Raw genomic sequence first — 14236 nt, forward strand, 5'->3', positions numbered from 1 at the left:
TAGATGAGCGGATGAAGAGCCGCAGCATACGCGCGTCGGGCCGCGCTGCGGCGATCAGCGCAGGAACACGTGCCGCGTGATTTTCGTGAGCGGATAGTGAACGCCCGGCTGGATCTTCGCGGGCAGGTCGAGCGGCTTGAGCAGCATCTTCACGCACATGTCGGCCGACAGGTTGCGCCGCACGAGCGTGCTGATGCGCGCGGCGCGTTCGCGGTTGTACTGGCTGTCGCCGACACGATCCGGATAGCGGACCGCGAACACATGGCGCAGCGCGATCTCCGAATCCTCGTTCTTGATTTCCATCACGCGGCGCGCCAGTGCGCCCAGCACCGCAAGGCGGCCATTGCCTTCGACCTGGTTGTACTTCTTGAAGAACTTGAAGAAGTGCTTGTAGTGGCGCACTTCGTCGGTGCGGATGTTGTCCGTGATTTCCTTCAGCACGGGCTCGTCCGAGCACTCGTTGATCGCGCGATAGAGCGTGGCCGTGCCCGTCTCGACGACGCAGCGCGCGACCATCTCGAGCGCGCGGGTCTTCTCGAACGCCTCGACCTTGCAGGTCTGCGAATACTCGGCGAAGAAGTTCGCGAACGCGGTATCCCAGTCGAACTCCGGCCACACGTGCGCGATGTACGCCTTCAGCGCGCGCCCGTGCTGCAATTCTTCGTGCTCCCATGCATTGTTGAGCCATGCGGAGACTTCCGGATCGTCGTTGAAGAACTGGCTCAGATTGCTCGTGTAGAGATCCGAGCCGCTTTCGATGAACGACGACGCGCACAGCAGCAGCAGCAGATCCTCGTTCGCGGCGGCACGTTGACGATCGATCCGGTTCAGGTCGATGTCCTCGATTCGCCACGGCATCACATGCGTCGTTTTGGTGTCCATGGTGGTGCGCTCCCAGTCGTCGCGCGGGGGCCGGCCCATGCCTTCGGCACAGGCGCCGACCCTCCCGCAGGCGGCGTTTTACTTGCGTTTATAGTGGATTGGTCCGGCCGAACCATGCTGGCATCTTAGCCGGACTTTGATGTTCGTGCTCCAAAGCACTGACCATGCCCGACAAGCGCAGTTCCACGGCGTCTGTTGCCGTTCGTTAGACGACTCCTTCAAACCGCTTGCGCCCGCTCGGCGATACGGGCTGCCGCAAACGAAACGGGCGGCCGTTCGGCCGCCCGCGAAGCGCACGACATGCCGGCGAAGCCGGCGGCAATCCGTCAGAAGCCGGCCGCCAGGCCGTCGCGCCGGCTGTCGCTCGCGGCCACGTAGCCGCGCTCGCGATCGTCACGGTCGAGACGCCAGATGAACTGCCCCGAACCGAAATCCATGTAAGGATCGTCGATCGACTTGATCGTATGGCCGCGTGCGGCCAGCGCATCGACCGTCGCGCGATTCATCGTTGCCTCGACGTCGAGCGTGAAGTCGCGGTTGACCTTCCAGCGCGGCGCATCGCAGGCCGCCTGCGGTTGCTGCCCATAGCGGAGCATCCGCACGACAGTCTGCAGGTGCCCTTGCGGCTGCATGTCGCCGCCCATCACGCCGAAGCTCATCACGGCCTCGGTCCGACCATCGACCTCCTCGGTGACGAACGCCGGGATGATCGTGTGGAACGGCCGCTTGCCGCCCGCGACGACATTCGGCGAAGCCGGGTCCATCGAGAAGCCGTGCCCGCGATTCTGCAGCGCGATGCCGGTGCCGGGCACGACGAGCCCCGAGCCGAAGCCCATGTAGTTCGACTGGATGAAGCTCACCATCATCCCGCGTTCGTCGGCCGCCGACAGGTAGATCGTGCCGCCCGAATGCGGCCGGCCGGCGGCGAAGTGCGTCGCGCGCGCGGGATCGATCAGTTTCGCGCGTTCGGCGAGATACTCGTCGTCGAGCATCTGTTCGGGTGTGAGCTCCATCGCGCGCGGATCGGCGACGTAGCGATAGACATCGGCGAACGCAAGCTTCATCGCCTCGATCTGCAGATGCTGCGAGTCGGCCGAATCGACTGGCCATTCGGTCACGCCCGCATGCTCGGCGATCCCGAGCGCGATCAGCGCCGCGATGCCCTGCCCGTTCGGCGGAATCTCGTGGATCGTGTGACGGCCGAAGCGCTTGCCGATCGGCTCGACCCATTCGGGCCGGTAAGCATGCAGGTCGGCTGCGGTCAGCGCGCCACCGCCTTCGCGGGAGAACGCGGCGATGCGTTCGGCGAGCGCCCCCTCGTAGAACGCACGCGCACCTTCCTTCTGCAACGTGCGCAACGTCTGCGCATGGCCCGGCAGGCGTACGCGCTCGCCCACCAGCGGTGCGCGGCCGTGCGGCATGAAGGTGTCCGCGAAACCGGGCAGCCCCTTGAGTTCCGGCACCGCGGCCGCCCACTTGTGCGCGACGATCGGCGGCACCGCATAGCCGCGCTCCGCGATTTCGATCGCCGGTTCGAGCAGGTCCGCGAACGGCAGCGAACCGAACTTCGCATGCAGCGCTTCCCAGCCCGCGATCACGCCCGGCACGGTGACGGTATCCCAGCCGCGCGTCGGCTTGTTCGCGATGCCGTTGCCCGCCTCGCCGTGGCGCTTGCGGAAATAGTCGACGTTCCATGCGGCCGGCGCGACGCCCGACGCGTTCAGCCCGGACAGCCGCTCGCCGTCCCACACGAGCGCGAACGCGTCGCCGCCGAGCCCGCACGACACGGGCTCGACGACCGTGATCGCGGCCGCGGCAGCGAGCGCCGCGTCGACCGCGTTGCCGCCCTTCCACAGCATCCGCAGCCCGGCCTGCGCGGCGAGCGGGTGCGACGTCGACACGACGTTGCGCGCGAACACCGGGATGCGGGTCGTCGGATACGGGTTGTGCCAGTTGAAGCCAGTCATCGGTTCCACCTCGTCGAAAGCTGAATGATCGCGCCGGACGCGCCCCGCGGGCGCGGGCAATCCGCCATTGCAGCGCGATCAACGCGATCGCGCAAATTCATTTGTCACATGAATCCATGCAATTTCTACATGAATATCAGCCAAGCATGCAGGCCGGGCCGGCCTAACCCCGTTGCCGCCCTTACAATACCCGCTCCGTCTCACGACACGACCATCGAGCCATGACCCGAGATCCCCGCCTCACCCTCAACGCGCGCCAGCAGGAATTGCTCGAATGGGTGCAGCGCGACGGCTTCGTGACCGTCGACGATCTCGCCGCGCACTTCGCGGTGACGCCGCAGACGATTCGCCGCGACGTGAACTGGCTGGCCGACCTGAACCTGCTGCGCCGCTATCACGGCGGCGCGAGCCTGCCGACCAGCTCGGAGAACGTGTCGTACACCGCGCGCCAGCGGATGTTCCACGACGAGAAGCGCCGCATCGCGGCGCTCGCGGCGTCACACATTCCCGACCAGGCTTCGTTGTTCATCAACCTCGGCACGACCACCGAGGAAGTCGCACGCGCGCTGAACCGCCACCACGGGCTTCACGTGATCACGAACAACCTCAACGTCGCGTCGATGATGAGCGGCTACCCCGACTGCGAGGTGCTGATCACGGGCGGCATCGTGCGGCCGTGGGACAAGGGGATCGTCGGCGAACTCGCGATCGACTTCATCCGCCAGTTCAAGGTCGACTACGCGATCATCGGCACGTCGGCGATCGAGGCCGACGGCACGCTGCGCGACTTCGACACACGTGAGGTGCGCGTGGCCGAGGCGATCATGCAGCATGCGCGCACCGTCTATCTCGTGACCGATCATTCGAAGGTCGGCCGTCCCGCGCTGGTGCGCCAGGGCCACCTGAGCCAGGTGCACGCGCTCTTCACGGACAAGCCGCTGCCGCCCGAGATGGCCGATACCGTGGCGGCCGCCGGCACCCAGGTGTACGTCGCCGAGTGACGGTTCCGATGCTGCACCGCACCCGAAACTTCAAGTGAAATCAAGAAGTTGGCGTCGCGAGCAAACCGCTTGCGCACGGTCCGGCTGTCAAAGGAAAAATTAACGGGGACTGATTTGTCGTTTGCCTGCGCGCTCGACTAGACTCCAGTTCCCCGGCCCATTTCGACCGTTCCGCCTGTGCCAGGGCGCGGACGAATGGCATGGCCGGCGAATACAGCTTTCCCCCCAAGCCATACCCCGATGGGTATCGCGCGTCGGCCCGTGCGCCGGCCGCGCGGGCTGACTGGTCGCCATGGAGAGAACGATGCTGAGTCCGCATGAATTCGCCACGCTATTGCTTGTGAAGGATGCTCCCGATCAAACCAACATGGATCGGGACGAAATCGACGCACTGCTCGAACAGCAGCTCGTCCGTCTGGAAGGACTCGGTTCGGGGCGCAAATACTGCGTGACCGAAACCGGCGATGCCGCGCTGCGATCCATCAAGTACCGCTATTCGTAAAACCACACCGTTCCTGACCTGACCGCGCCGCCCGGATGCCGGGCCGCGCGGCCGTTTCCGCTTCCCTCTCGCCGCCCCGCCGCACCAGCTTCAGCCGCCGCGCAGCGTCGGATCGACCGCCGCCCGCCAACTGATGGCCTGCGCGCGCGCACCGTTGAAATACGCGATCCAGTCGGCACGCGCCGCCGCATCGGGTGCTGCATAGTGCGTCGAAAGTTCGTTTACGAACGCACAATAGTTCGCTTCCGTCAGCCCGCGATACCGTTTCGCCACGTACGCGTCATACAGCGTCGAATAGACCGGCTGCGCGTCCGTGCCCCAGTCCCGTGCCGTGCCGCCGCACGACGTCTGCAGGTCGACGAACGATGGCGTGCGCCAGTTGCCGACGAGCGGCGGCATCCCGGCAGTGCACCCCGCCAGAAGGACGGCGCACACGCCGGCCCACATCCCAATACGCATGATTCACCTCGTGAAACGGTCGATTCCGCCAGTATCGTCCGGTATCTCGCCGCGCGCTACTGGCCCCGCTTTATCGAACTTTACTTTTTCGATTTCGTTCGTTAAATTTCGAATTCGAACATTTTCTGTTCACCCATTTCCCTCAGACGATAAGGACAGCAGGTGACCCAACCGAATCGCTACGATCTGCTCGTCGTCGGCGGCGGCATCAACGGCGCGGGCATCGCGCGCGATGCGGCCGGCCGCGGCCTGTCGGTCATGCTCTGCGAGCAGGACGATCTCGCGTCGCACACGTCGTCGTCCAGCACGAAGCTGATTCACGGCGGCCTGCGCTACCTCGAGTACAACGAGTTCGGGCTCGTGCGCAAGGCGCTGCAGGAACGCGAGACGCTGCTGCGCGCGGCGCCGCACATCATGTGGCCGCTGCGCTTCGTGATGCCGCACATGCCGAACCTGCGTCCGGCCTGGCTGATCCGCATCGGGCTGTTCCTCTACGATCACCTCGCGAAACGCGAGCTGCTGCCCGGCTCGCGCGGCATCGACATGCGCCGCCATGCGGCCGGCGCGCCGCTGATCGATTCGATCAAGCGCGGCTTCGTCTATTCGGACGGCTGGGTCGACGACGCGCGCCTCGTCGTGCTGAACGCGATGGATGCGAAGGAGCGCGGCGCCCAGATTCTGACGCGCACGAAGCTGGTGTCCGCCGAACGCCGCGGCGACGAATGGGAAGCGCGGCTGCAGCACGCCGACGGCTCGACCCGCGTCGTGCATGCGCGCGCGATCGCGAACGCGGCCGGCCCGTGGGTCGGCGAAGTGCTGAAAGGCGCGCTCGGCCGCGGCGCGCACCACAGCGTGCGGCTCGTGAAGGGCAGCCACATCATCACGCGCCGCCTGTTCGATCACGATCACGCGTACATCTTCCAGAACCCGGACAAGCGGATCATCTTCGCGATTCCGTACGAGCACGATTTCACGCTGATCGGCACCACCGACGTCGAATACACGAACGATCCCGCGAAGGTCGCGATCGATCGCGACGAGACGCAGTACCTGTGCGATTCGATCAACCGCTACTTCAAGCGCAAGATCTCGCCGGCCGACGTGCACTGGACCTACTCGGGCGTGCGCCCGCTGCTGGAAGACGAGAACGCCGCGAACGCGTCGGCCGTCACGCGCGACTACCGCCTCGAGCTGGACGACGGTGCGGGCGCCCCGCTGCTGTCGGTGTTCGGCGGCAAGATCACGACGTTCCGCAAGCTCGCGGAAGAAGCCGGCGACATGCTGTGCAACGCGCTCGGCCGCGACGCGAAGACCTGGACGGCCGGCGTCGCACTGCCGGGCGGCGACATCGCGAACGCGAAGTTCGACGCATTCGCCGATACGTTCGCCAAACGCCATGCGTGGCTGCCCGCCGCGCTCGCCCGCCGCTATGCGCGTGCATACGGCACGCGCGCGGAGCGCCTGATCGACGGCGCGAAGTCGCTCGCCGATCTCGGCACCGAAATCGCACCGGGCATCTACGACGCCGAACTGCGCTACCTGCGCGACGCCGAATGGGCGACCTGCGCGCAGGACGTGCTGTGGCGCCGCTCGAAGCTCGGCCTGCACGTCGCGCCCGGCACGCTCGACGCGGTGACCGCCGCGGTCGACGCGTGGTTCGCCGCCGCGCACGCGCCGCACGCCTGACCGGAATGCAGTTGCAGTTGCCGTACCGACGTTGACTCACCGACGCGCCGCCCCACATGCGGCGCGCATCACAACTAAGCCAAATCCACGGATGGAGATGAGAGACATGCAGGATCAGTACATCCTCGCGCTTGACCAGGGCACCACGAGTTCCCGCGCGATGCTGTTCGATCGCCAGGGCAATATCGTATCGATCGCCCAGAAGGAATTCGAGCAGATCTACCCGCAACCCGGCTGGGTCGAGCACGACCCGCAGGAAATCTGGTCGACGCAAGCCGGCGTCGCCGCCGAAGCCGTCACGCGCACGGGCCTGAACGGCACGTCGATCGCCGCGATCGGCATCACCAACCAGCGTGAAACCACGATCGTCTGGGATCGCGAAACGGGCCAGCCCGTCTACAACGCGATCGTCTGGCAGGATCGCCGCACGGCCGACTTCTGCGATTCGCTGAAGGCGCAGGGCTTCGAGGCGAAGGTGCGCGCGAAGACCGGCCTGCCGATCGATTCGTACTTCTCGGGAACCAAGATTCGCTGGATTCTCGACAACGTGCCGGGCGCACGCGAGAAAGCCAAGCAGGGCAAGCTCGCGTTCGGCACCGTCGACAGCTGGCTCGTGTGGAACTTCACGAAGCACGAACTGCACGTGACCGACGTGACCAACGCGTCGCGCACGATGCTGTTCAACATCCACACGCGCGAGTGGGACAACGAACTGCTCGACATGCTCGACATCCCGCGCAGCATGCTGCCGGAAGTGAAGGCATCGTCGGAAATCTACGGCCACACGAAGACCACCGTGTTCGCGTCGAAGATCCCGCTCGCGGGTATCGCAGGCGACCAGCAGGCGGCGCTGTTCGGCCAGATGTGCACGCAGTCCGGCATGGTGAAGAACACCTACGGCACCGGCTGCTTCCTGATGATGAATACCGGCGACAAGCCGATCGAATCGAAGAACAACCTCGTCACGACGATCGCCTGGCAGATCGGCGACAACGTGCAGTACGCGCTCGAAGGCAGCATCTTCATCGCGGGCGCGGTGGTGCAGTGGCTGCGCGACGGCGTCGGCATCATCAAGTCGGCCGCTGAAATCGAAGCGCTCGCCGCGAGCGTGCCGCACACCGACGGCGTCTACCTGGTACCTGCGTTCGCCGGCCTCGGCGCACCGCACTGGAACGCACGGGCGCGCGGCTCGGTATTCGGCGTCACGCGCGGCACGACCTCCGCGCACCTCGCACGCGCGGCGCTCGATTCGATCGCATACCAGTCGCTCGACGTGCTGGCCGCGATGGAAGCCGACTCGGGTATCAGCATCGGCGAGCTGCGCGTGGACGGCGGCGCGAGCGCGAACAACCTGCTGATGCAGTTCCAGGCTGACCTGCTCGGTGTCGACGCAGTGCGTCCGCAGATCACCGAGACGACCGCCCTCGGCGCAGCCTACCTCGCGGGCCTCGCGATCGGCTACTGGAAGAACCTCGACGAAGTGCGCGACCAGTGGCAGCTCGATCGCCGCTTCTCGCCGTCGATGCCGAAGGAGCAGGTCGAACGCTGCATGTCGGGCTGGCAGCGCGCGGTGCGTGCCGCCAAGGCATGGGCCGACGACGCACAGTAACCGTCAGGCATCCGGACGAAATACAACAACACCGGCGGACCGCGCAATGCGCGAGTCCGCCGTGACTCAAGAGAGACAACAATGTCACCTTATATTGCGGAATTCATCGGCACGGCGATCCTCGTGCTGCTCGGCAACGGCGCGGTCGCAAACGTGCTGCTTGCAAAGACCAAGGGCAAAGGCGCGGACCTGATCGTGATCGTGATGGGCTGGGCGATGGCCGTATTCGTCGCCGTCTACGTGACCGCGTCGTTCAGCGGCGCGCACCTGAACCCGATCGTCACCATCAGCCTCGCGCTCGCGGGCAAGTTCGCATGGTCGAAAGTCGGCGGCTACGTCCTCGCGCAGATGCTCGGCGGGATGGCGGGCGCGCTGCTCGTGTGGCTCGCCTATCGCCAGCACTTCGCGAAGGAAGCCGATGCGGACCTGAAGCTCGCGGTGTTCTGCACGGCGCCCGCGATCCGCAGCGTCACGCACAACGTGCTGACCGAAGCGATCTGCACGTTCGTGCTGATCCTCGGCGTGCTGTACCTCGCGTCGCCGCAAGTCGGCCTCGGCGCGCTCGACGCACTGCCCGTCGGCCTGCTCGTGCTCGGCATCGGCATCTCGCTCGGCGGCCCGACCGGCTACGCGATGAGCCCCGCGCGCGACCTGTCGCCGCGCATCATGCATGCGCTGCTGCCGATCCCCGGCAAGCGCGACAGCGACTGGCGCTATGCATGGGTGCCCGTCGTCGGTCCGCTGCTCGGCGGCGCCGCAGCAGCCGGCCTGTACCTGCATCTGCACGCGATGGCCTGAACGCGGGCCTGTAACGAAGCGCGTGGCCATCGACCAACGCGCGCTTCGGGAACAGGCTCGTTCGCCTGACCGCCGGCACGCCGGCATAGCGGCGCGGGTATCGCACCCGTGCCGCTTCCCCCGCCTTCGTACTCGCTCCCATGGCCGTGGCTCGCGCCGGTCGCGCATTGCGCATCGCTTCGCTACCTGCCGCCCGCCTCTCCGATCAGCGATTTCAGCTTCACGTTCACGTCCGCCACGGCGGCCGGCGTCACGTCCGCCCCGCGCTCGACCAGCATTCTCGCCACCCGCATGTCCTTGACGAACCCCGACGCGCGACCGAACCCGCTTGCGGCGACGAGCCGCGCACCGGCGTCGAAATGGAAATGGATTTCCGCGTCGTCGCCAAGCACGCGCGCGACCGCTCGCTCGCCGAGTGCCGGCTCGCCGGCCACCTGCAACTGCGCGTCGAATTGATCCGACCAGAACCACGGCGTCTCGCGATACGGTTCGCCGGCGCCGAGCATGTTGCGCGCAGCGACGCGCGCCTGGGTCTCGGCGCCGTGCCACGTCTCCTGCCGGACGAGTCGCCCTGACAGCACACTCGGAAACACCGCGACGTCGCCGGCCGCGTAGATGCCGCGCGCCGACGTCTCGAGCCGCTCGTTCACGACGATGCCGCGCTCGACGGTGAGGCCCGCCTCACGCGCCAGCTCGTCAGCCGGCTCGATACCGATGCCGGCGACGACCGTGTCGGCGATCAGCGTGTCGCCGTCGTCGAGCACGACGGCCAGCGCGCCGCCCGCCGTTCGCTCGATCGCAACCGGCTTCCGCTTCACGCGAATGGCCACGCCCTGCCGTTCGTGAAGCGCGTGCACGCGCGCCGCGATCGCCTCCGGCACCGCGCGCCCGAGAAGGCGCGACGCCGCATCGAGCACCGTCACGCTACACCCGCGCAGTCGCGCCGACGCCGCGACTTCAAGGCCGATGAAGCCGCCGCCGATCAGCACGACCCGTGCATCGGGCACGAGCCGCGTGCCGAGCGCCGCCGCGTCGTCGAGTGTGCGCAACGCAAACACGCCGTCTAACGTCGCGCCCGGAATCGCGAGGCGACGCGCCCGGCCGCCGGTCGCGAGCAGCAGTGCGTCGTAGCCGAACACGCCACCATCTGACACACGCACTTCGCGTGCGCCCGGATCGATACGCTCGACCGTCGCGACGACCGGCTCGATGCGATCGGCCGCCCACGCTTCCGGATCGCGCAACCGGCACTGCGCCGCGCTGCGTTCGCCGGTCAGCACGCCCTTCGACAACGGCGGCCGCTCGTACGGCAGGTGCGCCTCCGCGCCGATCAGCACGATCCGCCCGCCCCAGCCGGATTCACGCAGCACCTGCGCCGCGCGGCCGCCAGCGTGGCCTGCGCCGACGATCGCCATCACTCGGTCGCCCGTCATCGCGTCACACCTCGATCAGGATGCGGCCATCTTCGATCTTCGCGCGGTACGTGCGCAGCTTCTCGCAGGCGGGTGCGGACAGCGGCCGGCCGTCGCGCACGTCGAAGCGCCCGTTGTGCTTCGGGCATTCGATCACGTGGTCGATCACGAGCCCGTCCGCGAGATGTACTTGCTCATGCGTGCACAGGCCATCGCTCGCATAGACTTCGCCGGCGATCCGGTAGATCGCATACGTATGACCGGCATGGTCGAAGCGTGCGACGTCTTCGTCGTCGATGTCGTCGAGCGCGCCGGTGTCGATCCATTGCGTCATGTTGCGTGTCTCCTGGGTTGGAAGGGTCGATGCCGGTCAGGCGCGCGCGTGATCCGGCACGGGCCGCACGACGTAGTGGGACGGGTCGCGCGTCTGCCGAACCAGCGCCGGCACGATCTCCTCGTATGCGGCCAGCGTGCTGCGATACGGCGGCGGCATGTCGGCCTTCACGGCCTCGTGCAGCTTCGGCAGCGCGTGGAACGGCACCATCGGGAACATGTGGTGCTCGACGTGATAGTTCATGTTCCAGTACAGGAAGCGAAACACCGGATTCATCATCACGGTCCGGCAGTTGCGCCGGTGATCGAGCACGTTCTCGGGCATGCCCGCGTGCTGCGTGAGGCCGAAATACAGGTACAGCCATGCACCGTAGAGGCTCGGCAGCCCGATATAGAGAAGCGGCAGGATCGTGTGCCAGTAGAGCGAAGCACCGGTCACGAGCGCGTACACCGCGAGATGGATGCGAGACTCGCGCACCACCTTCGGCCGCTCCGATTCGGGCACGTAGGTGCGCTCCTCGTCGTCGAGCCGGCCGGTGAAGGCTGTCGCGATCATCTTGCGCAATTCGCCTGCCACATGCTTCAGCGCGACGATGTTCAGCGCGAGCGAGAACCAGTCGGTCGGCTTCGGCGCGGCGATTTCCGGATCGCGCCCGACGACCAGCGTATCGGTGTGATGGCGTGCATGGCTCCAGCGCCACGCCGTCGCGCGGCGGAATACCTGGAACGACGCGACCTGGTAAAGCACATCGTTCATCCAGCGCGTGCGGAACGCCGTGCCGTGTCCGCATTCGTGCCAGCGCGAGTCGGCCGGGCTGCAGTAGAGCGTGCCGTACACGAAGAACGCGGGAAGCGCCCACGCCGAATGTGCACGCCACGCCAGCCATGCGAGCACCCCGCTGATCGCTATCGCCGCGTACCAGATCAGCGTGTCGCGGATCGCACGCGCGTCGCCGCGCTGCATCAACTGCTTCATCAGCGGCCGCGGCACCGGGCATCGATACCACTCCGCGTTGGCGAGCCCGGCCGCCTGCGCGCGCTCGCCGGCGCCGCCGATCATCCGGTATGCCTGACGGCGCGCCGCCGTGCGGTCGTGCGCCTGGTCGTCGATATGAACCACATGCGTCTCCTTGATTCCTTGTCCGTAGGAAGCGCGCCAAGCGCTCCGGCATGGAATCAAAATTAGGCCCCCGGCCTCCCCCACTCAATCGAAACGTTGACGAAATTTCGTCATCGTTTTAGCGTTCCCCGCATCGCCACGTCTCGATGGCGACACCACGATGGAGACAACCATGGCAGGCGAATCCCGGCCGCGCTGGCGCAAGCGCACCGCACGCTTCAACGAGATCGCAGCGCTCGCCGGCGTCAGCACGACCACCGTCGACCGCGTGCTGAACGAGCGCGGCAGCGTCTCGGCGCAGGCGCGCGAACGCGTGGTGGCGGCCGCGCGGCAGCTCGGCGTGCCGCGCCAGTTGCCCGATACGCGGCACGGGCTGATCCACGTCGACGTGCTGCTGCCGGACACTGACGCGGCATTCTTCCGGCGGCTGCAGCTGGCGCTGCAGCGCTCGCTGCAGATGCTCGACCGGCTCGTGGTCGTACACCGGACGATCCTGCCTGCCGCCGACGACGAGCGGGCCGCCACCCTGATCGAGCGGCCCGCCTACCGGCGCGCGGCGCTGATCGTCACGGCACGCGACACGGCCCGCGTGCGCGACGCGCTGGCCGGCGCGATCGCGCGCGGCGAGACCGTCGTCACGATGGTCACCGACATCGGCGGCATCGACCGCGCGCACTTCGCCGGTATCGACAACTACCGGGCCGGACGCACGGCCGGCTATTACATCGGCCGCCTGGCGGCACGCCCCGGCCGCGTGCTGCTGCTCGGCGGGCGCATGGGCTACCGCGCGCACGCGGACCGGATGGCCGGCTGCCGCGACCAGCTCGCCGAAGCGTTCGCCGCCGTCCGCTGCGACGACGAGCCGGTCGAGACGTTCGACCAGGACGACCGCTGCTACCGCGCCGTGACGAAGGCGCTGCAGGCGCACGACGACGTGGTCGCGATCTACAACAGCGGCGCCGGCTCGGCCGGCATCGAAGCGGCGCTGCGCAAGGCCGGCGCGGCCGGCCGCGTCGTGTGGATCGGCCACGAGATGATCGACCTGCACCGCACTTTCATCGAATCCGGCGCGATGGATCTCGCGATCGACCAGGATCCGGACGGCCAGGTGATTTCCGCACTGCAGCACGTGCTGCATGCGTGCGGGATCGTCGAACAGCCGCCACCGGCCGATCCGGTCGAATTCCGGGTGTTCTGTCCGGCTAACGTGAGGACGAGCGCGTACCTGCCGGCCTGAATTCGAACGCCCGGCAGACCGTCTGTCGCGCCGCATGCGCGTTACGAAAAAATCGACCGCGTCATTGGCGATTTTTCGCCAACGTTTGTCATGCAGCCCGCGTCGCACCTCCGTACATTGGGCAACCAATCCCATGACAACGGCGGACAGGAGACGATGGCTGAACCGATTCTCATCGGCGTGAACCTCGACGGCGTGCTCGAGCACGACGGCTTGCCGTTGCCCGCGCCCACCGAACGTTTCCTGATGGTGGCCGGCGCCGGTGTATTCGACTACGTCGAGAAGAACCCGGCGCGCGGCGAGAACCTGTCGCCGTATTTCGCGCTGGTCGATCGCCATGCGCTGCCGATTCGCGTGATCGGCGGCATCTGGTGCGCGGGCCGTGACGAGGCACACGTCGCCGAGATCGTCGACGCGGGCGCGCGCTTCGGCAGCACGGTGCTCAACTGTCAGTTGCATGCGCATCACGCGGACGGCCATCCGCTGTCTGACCGCGAGGTCGCCGATTTCTACCTGCGGACCTACGAGCGCGGCGAGCCGGCCGGCTGCCTGCCGAGCCTCGAAGTGCACGTCGACATGTGGAGTGAGGATTTCACGCGTGTCGCACGCGTCGCACGGCTTGTCGAGCAGGCCGGCGTGTCATTCCGGATCACGCTCGATCATTCGCACCTGCTGTTCAAGATCGGCAATCGCGCCGAACTCGATGCATCGGGCATCCGCGACGCGGCCGACGGCGGCCGACGGTTGCTCGACCCGGCATCGCCCGACACCCTCTACGCCGACTGGATCGCGCGCGGCTGGGTCCGGCATGCGCATGCGCGCAGCGTGATACCGAACAATCCGGAGAACCCGTGGATGCGCCGCGCCGACGGCAGGCCCGGGCGCGGCATCCAGTATCCGTTCGTCGCCCCCGCACCGGGCGCGTATCACGGTGAATGGCGCGCGGAAGCGCTCGATATGTGGAAGGCTGCACTGCACCAGTTGCTGCAATCGCAGGCGCGCGCGCAGCCGGCACAGCTTGAACAGATCAGCTGCGAATTCATCCCGTTTCCCGACTACGGCGGCGGCGCACGCTACTCGATCTTCGACAACAACGTCGCATGCGCGCATTGGCTGCGCGACACGTGGCATGCCATCGCCGCGCCGCCGATGCCGATGCCGATGCCGATGCCGATGCCGACGCCGACGCCCCGGTCGGCAGCCGACATCGCACGCAACGGCACCTGATTC

Annotated in this window: 13 protein-coding genes; 7 read left to right on the forward strand and 6 right to left on the reverse strand. The window is 67.0% G+C overall.

The window, feature by feature from the left end; genetic code table 11:
• Window positions 1-54: 54 nt before the first annotated feature.
• Entirely contained in the window at window positions 55-882 is an 828-nt protein-coding gene (locus C5O79_RS33140) for a ferritin-like domain-containing protein (protein ID WP_039360322.1), read from the reverse strand.
• Window positions 883-1208: 326 nt separating this feature from the next.
• Window positions 1209-2849: a gamma-glutamyltransferase family protein gene (locus C5O79_RS33145; protein ID WP_122474306.1), complete on the reverse strand. Its 1641-nt coding sequence runs from the start codon at window positions 2847-2849 to the stop codon at window positions 1209-1211.
• 221 nt (window positions 2850-3070) lie between these two features.
• Between C5O79_RS33145 and C5O79_RS33150 the strand changes: the two genes are divergently transcribed.
• The gene (locus C5O79_RS33150; RefSeq protein ID WP_006493999.1) at window positions 3071-3850 is read left to right on the forward strand and encodes a DeoR/GlpR family DNA-binding transcription regulator; all 780 of its coding nucleotides are present in this window, start codon (window positions 3071-3073) and stop codon (window positions 3848-3850) included.
• Between the two features lie 304 nt (window positions 3851-4154).
• Window positions 4155-4352 carry a hypothetical protein gene (locus tag C5O79_RS33160; RefSeq protein WP_006751304.1) on the forward strand — a complete coding sequence of 66 codons (198 nt, stop codon included), beginning with the start codon at window positions 4155-4157 and terminating at the stop codon, window positions 4350-4352.
• 90 nt (window positions 4353-4442) lie between these two features.
• On the opposite strand, the gene C5O79_RS33165 is transcribed toward C5O79_RS33160, so the two are convergent.
• Window positions 4443-4811: a hypothetical protein gene (locus tag C5O79_RS33165; protein WP_122474307.1), complete on the reverse strand. Its 369-nt coding sequence runs from the start codon at window positions 4809-4811 to the stop codon at window positions 4443-4445.
• A 162-nt stretch (window positions 4812-4973) separates the two neighbouring features.
• Between C5O79_RS33165 and glpD the strand changes: the two genes are divergently transcribed.
• The 3 genes from glpD to C5O79_RS33180 all read left to right on the forward strand — a co-directional run bounded on the left by glpD (window position 4974) and on the right by C5O79_RS33180 (window position 8904).
• Entirely contained in the window at window positions 4974-6497 is a 1524-nt protein-coding gene (gene glpD / locus C5O79_RS33170; protein WP_046544477.1) for a glycerol-3-phosphate dehydrogenase, read from the forward strand.
• Between the two features lie 106 nt (window positions 6498-6603).
• Window positions 6604-8106, forward strand: coding sequence for a glycerol kinase GlpK (gene glpK, locus C5O79_RS33175; RefSeq protein WP_046544476.1), 1503 nt, complete (start codon window positions 6604-6606; stop codon window positions 8104-8106).
• A gap of 81 nt (window positions 8107-8187) precedes the next feature.
• Window positions 8188-8904, forward strand: a complete 717-nt coding sequence (locus C5O79_RS33180; protein ID WP_039360010.1) for an MIP/aquaporin family protein — start codon at window positions 8188-8190, stop codon at window positions 8902-8904.
• Window positions 8905-9086: 182 nt separating this feature from the next.
• Here the strand turns inward: C5O79_RS33180 and C5O79_RS33185 are convergent, their stop codons facing one another.
• The 3 genes from C5O79_RS33185 to C5O79_RS33195 are packed head-to-tail and all read right to left on the reverse strand — an operon-like array spanning window position 9087 to window position 11769.
• Complete coding sequence (locus C5O79_RS33185; protein ID WP_047852189.1) at window positions 9087-10337, reverse strand: FAD-dependent oxidoreductase; 1251 nt, start codon at window positions 10335-10337, stop codon at window positions 9087-9089.
• A gap of 4 nt (window positions 10338-10341) precedes the next feature.
• A complete protein-coding gene (locus C5O79_RS33190; protein ID WP_046544474.1) occupies window positions 10342-10650 on the reverse strand; it encodes a non-heme iron oxygenase ferredoxin subunit in 309 nt (102 codons plus the stop codon).
• 36 nt (window positions 10651-10686) lie between these two features.
• Window positions 10687-11769 (reverse strand): fatty acid desaturase family protein, encoded by a 1083-nt coding sequence (locus tag C5O79_RS33195; RefSeq protein ID WP_122474308.1) that lies wholly within the window; start codon window positions 11767-11769, stop codon window positions 10687-10689.
• Window positions 11770-11941: 172 nt separating this feature from the next.
• On the opposite strand from C5O79_RS33195, the gene C5O79_RS33200 reads away from it, so the two are divergent.
• Both C5O79_RS33200 and C5O79_RS33205 read left to right on the forward strand, forming a co-directional pair.
• Entirely contained in the window at window positions 11942-13006 is a 1065-nt protein-coding gene (locus tag C5O79_RS33200) for a LacI family DNA-binding transcriptional regulator (RefSeq protein ID WP_047852190.1), read from the forward strand.
• A 156-nt stretch (window positions 13007-13162) separates the two neighbouring features.
• Entirely contained in the window at window positions 13163-14233 is a 1071-nt protein-coding gene (locus tag C5O79_RS33205; RefSeq protein WP_240687933.1) for a xylose isomerase, read from the forward strand.
• Window positions 14234-14236 lie beyond the last annotated feature (3 nt).

Origin of the sequence: Burkholderia sp. SRS-25 (assembly GCF_004343765.1) — a bacterium.
In the GTDB taxonomy this organism is placed as follows: Bacteria; Pseudomonadota; Gammaproteobacteria; order Burkholderiales; family Burkholderiaceae; genus Burkholderia; species Burkholderia contaminans.

Coding starts and splice junctions, on each gene's coding strand:
- C5O79_RS33140 (WP_039360322.1), bottom strand. CDS start 882: ATGGACACCAAAACGACGCATGTGATGCCGTGGCGAATCGAGGACATC.
- C5O79_RS33145 (WP_122474306.1), bottom strand. CDS start 2,849: ATGACTGGCTTCAACTGGCACAACCCGTATCCGACGACCCGCATCCCG.
- C5O79_RS33150 (WP_006493999.1), top strand. CDS start 3,071: ATGACCCGAGATCCCCGCCTCACCCTCAACGCGCGCCAGCAGGAATTG.
- C5O79_RS33160 (WP_006751304.1), top strand. CDS start 4,155: ATGCTGAGTCCGCATGAATTCGCCACGCTATTGCTTGTGAAGGATGCT.
- C5O79_RS33165 (WP_122474307.1), bottom strand. CDS start 4,811: ATGCGTATTGGGATGTGGGCCGGCGTGTGCGCCGTCCTTCTGGCGGGG.
- glpK (WP_046544476.1), top strand. CDS start 6,604: ATGCAGGATCAGTACATCCTCGCGCTTGACCAGGGCACCACGAGTTCC.
- C5O79_RS33180 (WP_039360010.1), top strand. CDS start 8,188: ATGTCACCTTATATTGCGGAATTCATCGGCACGGCGATCCTCGTGCTG.
- C5O79_RS33185 (WP_047852189.1), bottom strand. CDS start 10,337: ATGACGGGCGACCGAGTGATGGCGATCGTCGGCGCAGGCCACGCTGGC.
- C5O79_RS33190 (WP_046544474.1), bottom strand. CDS start 10,650: ATGACGCAATGGATCGACACCGGCGCGCTCGACGACATCGACGACGAA.
- C5O79_RS33200 (WP_047852190.1), top strand. CDS start 11,942: ATGGCAGGCGAATCCCGGCCGCGCTGGCGCAAGCGCACCGCACGCTTC.
- C5O79_RS33205 (WP_240687933.1), top strand. CDS start 13,163: ATGGCTGAACCGATTCTCATCGGCGTGAACCTCGACGGCGTGCTCGAG.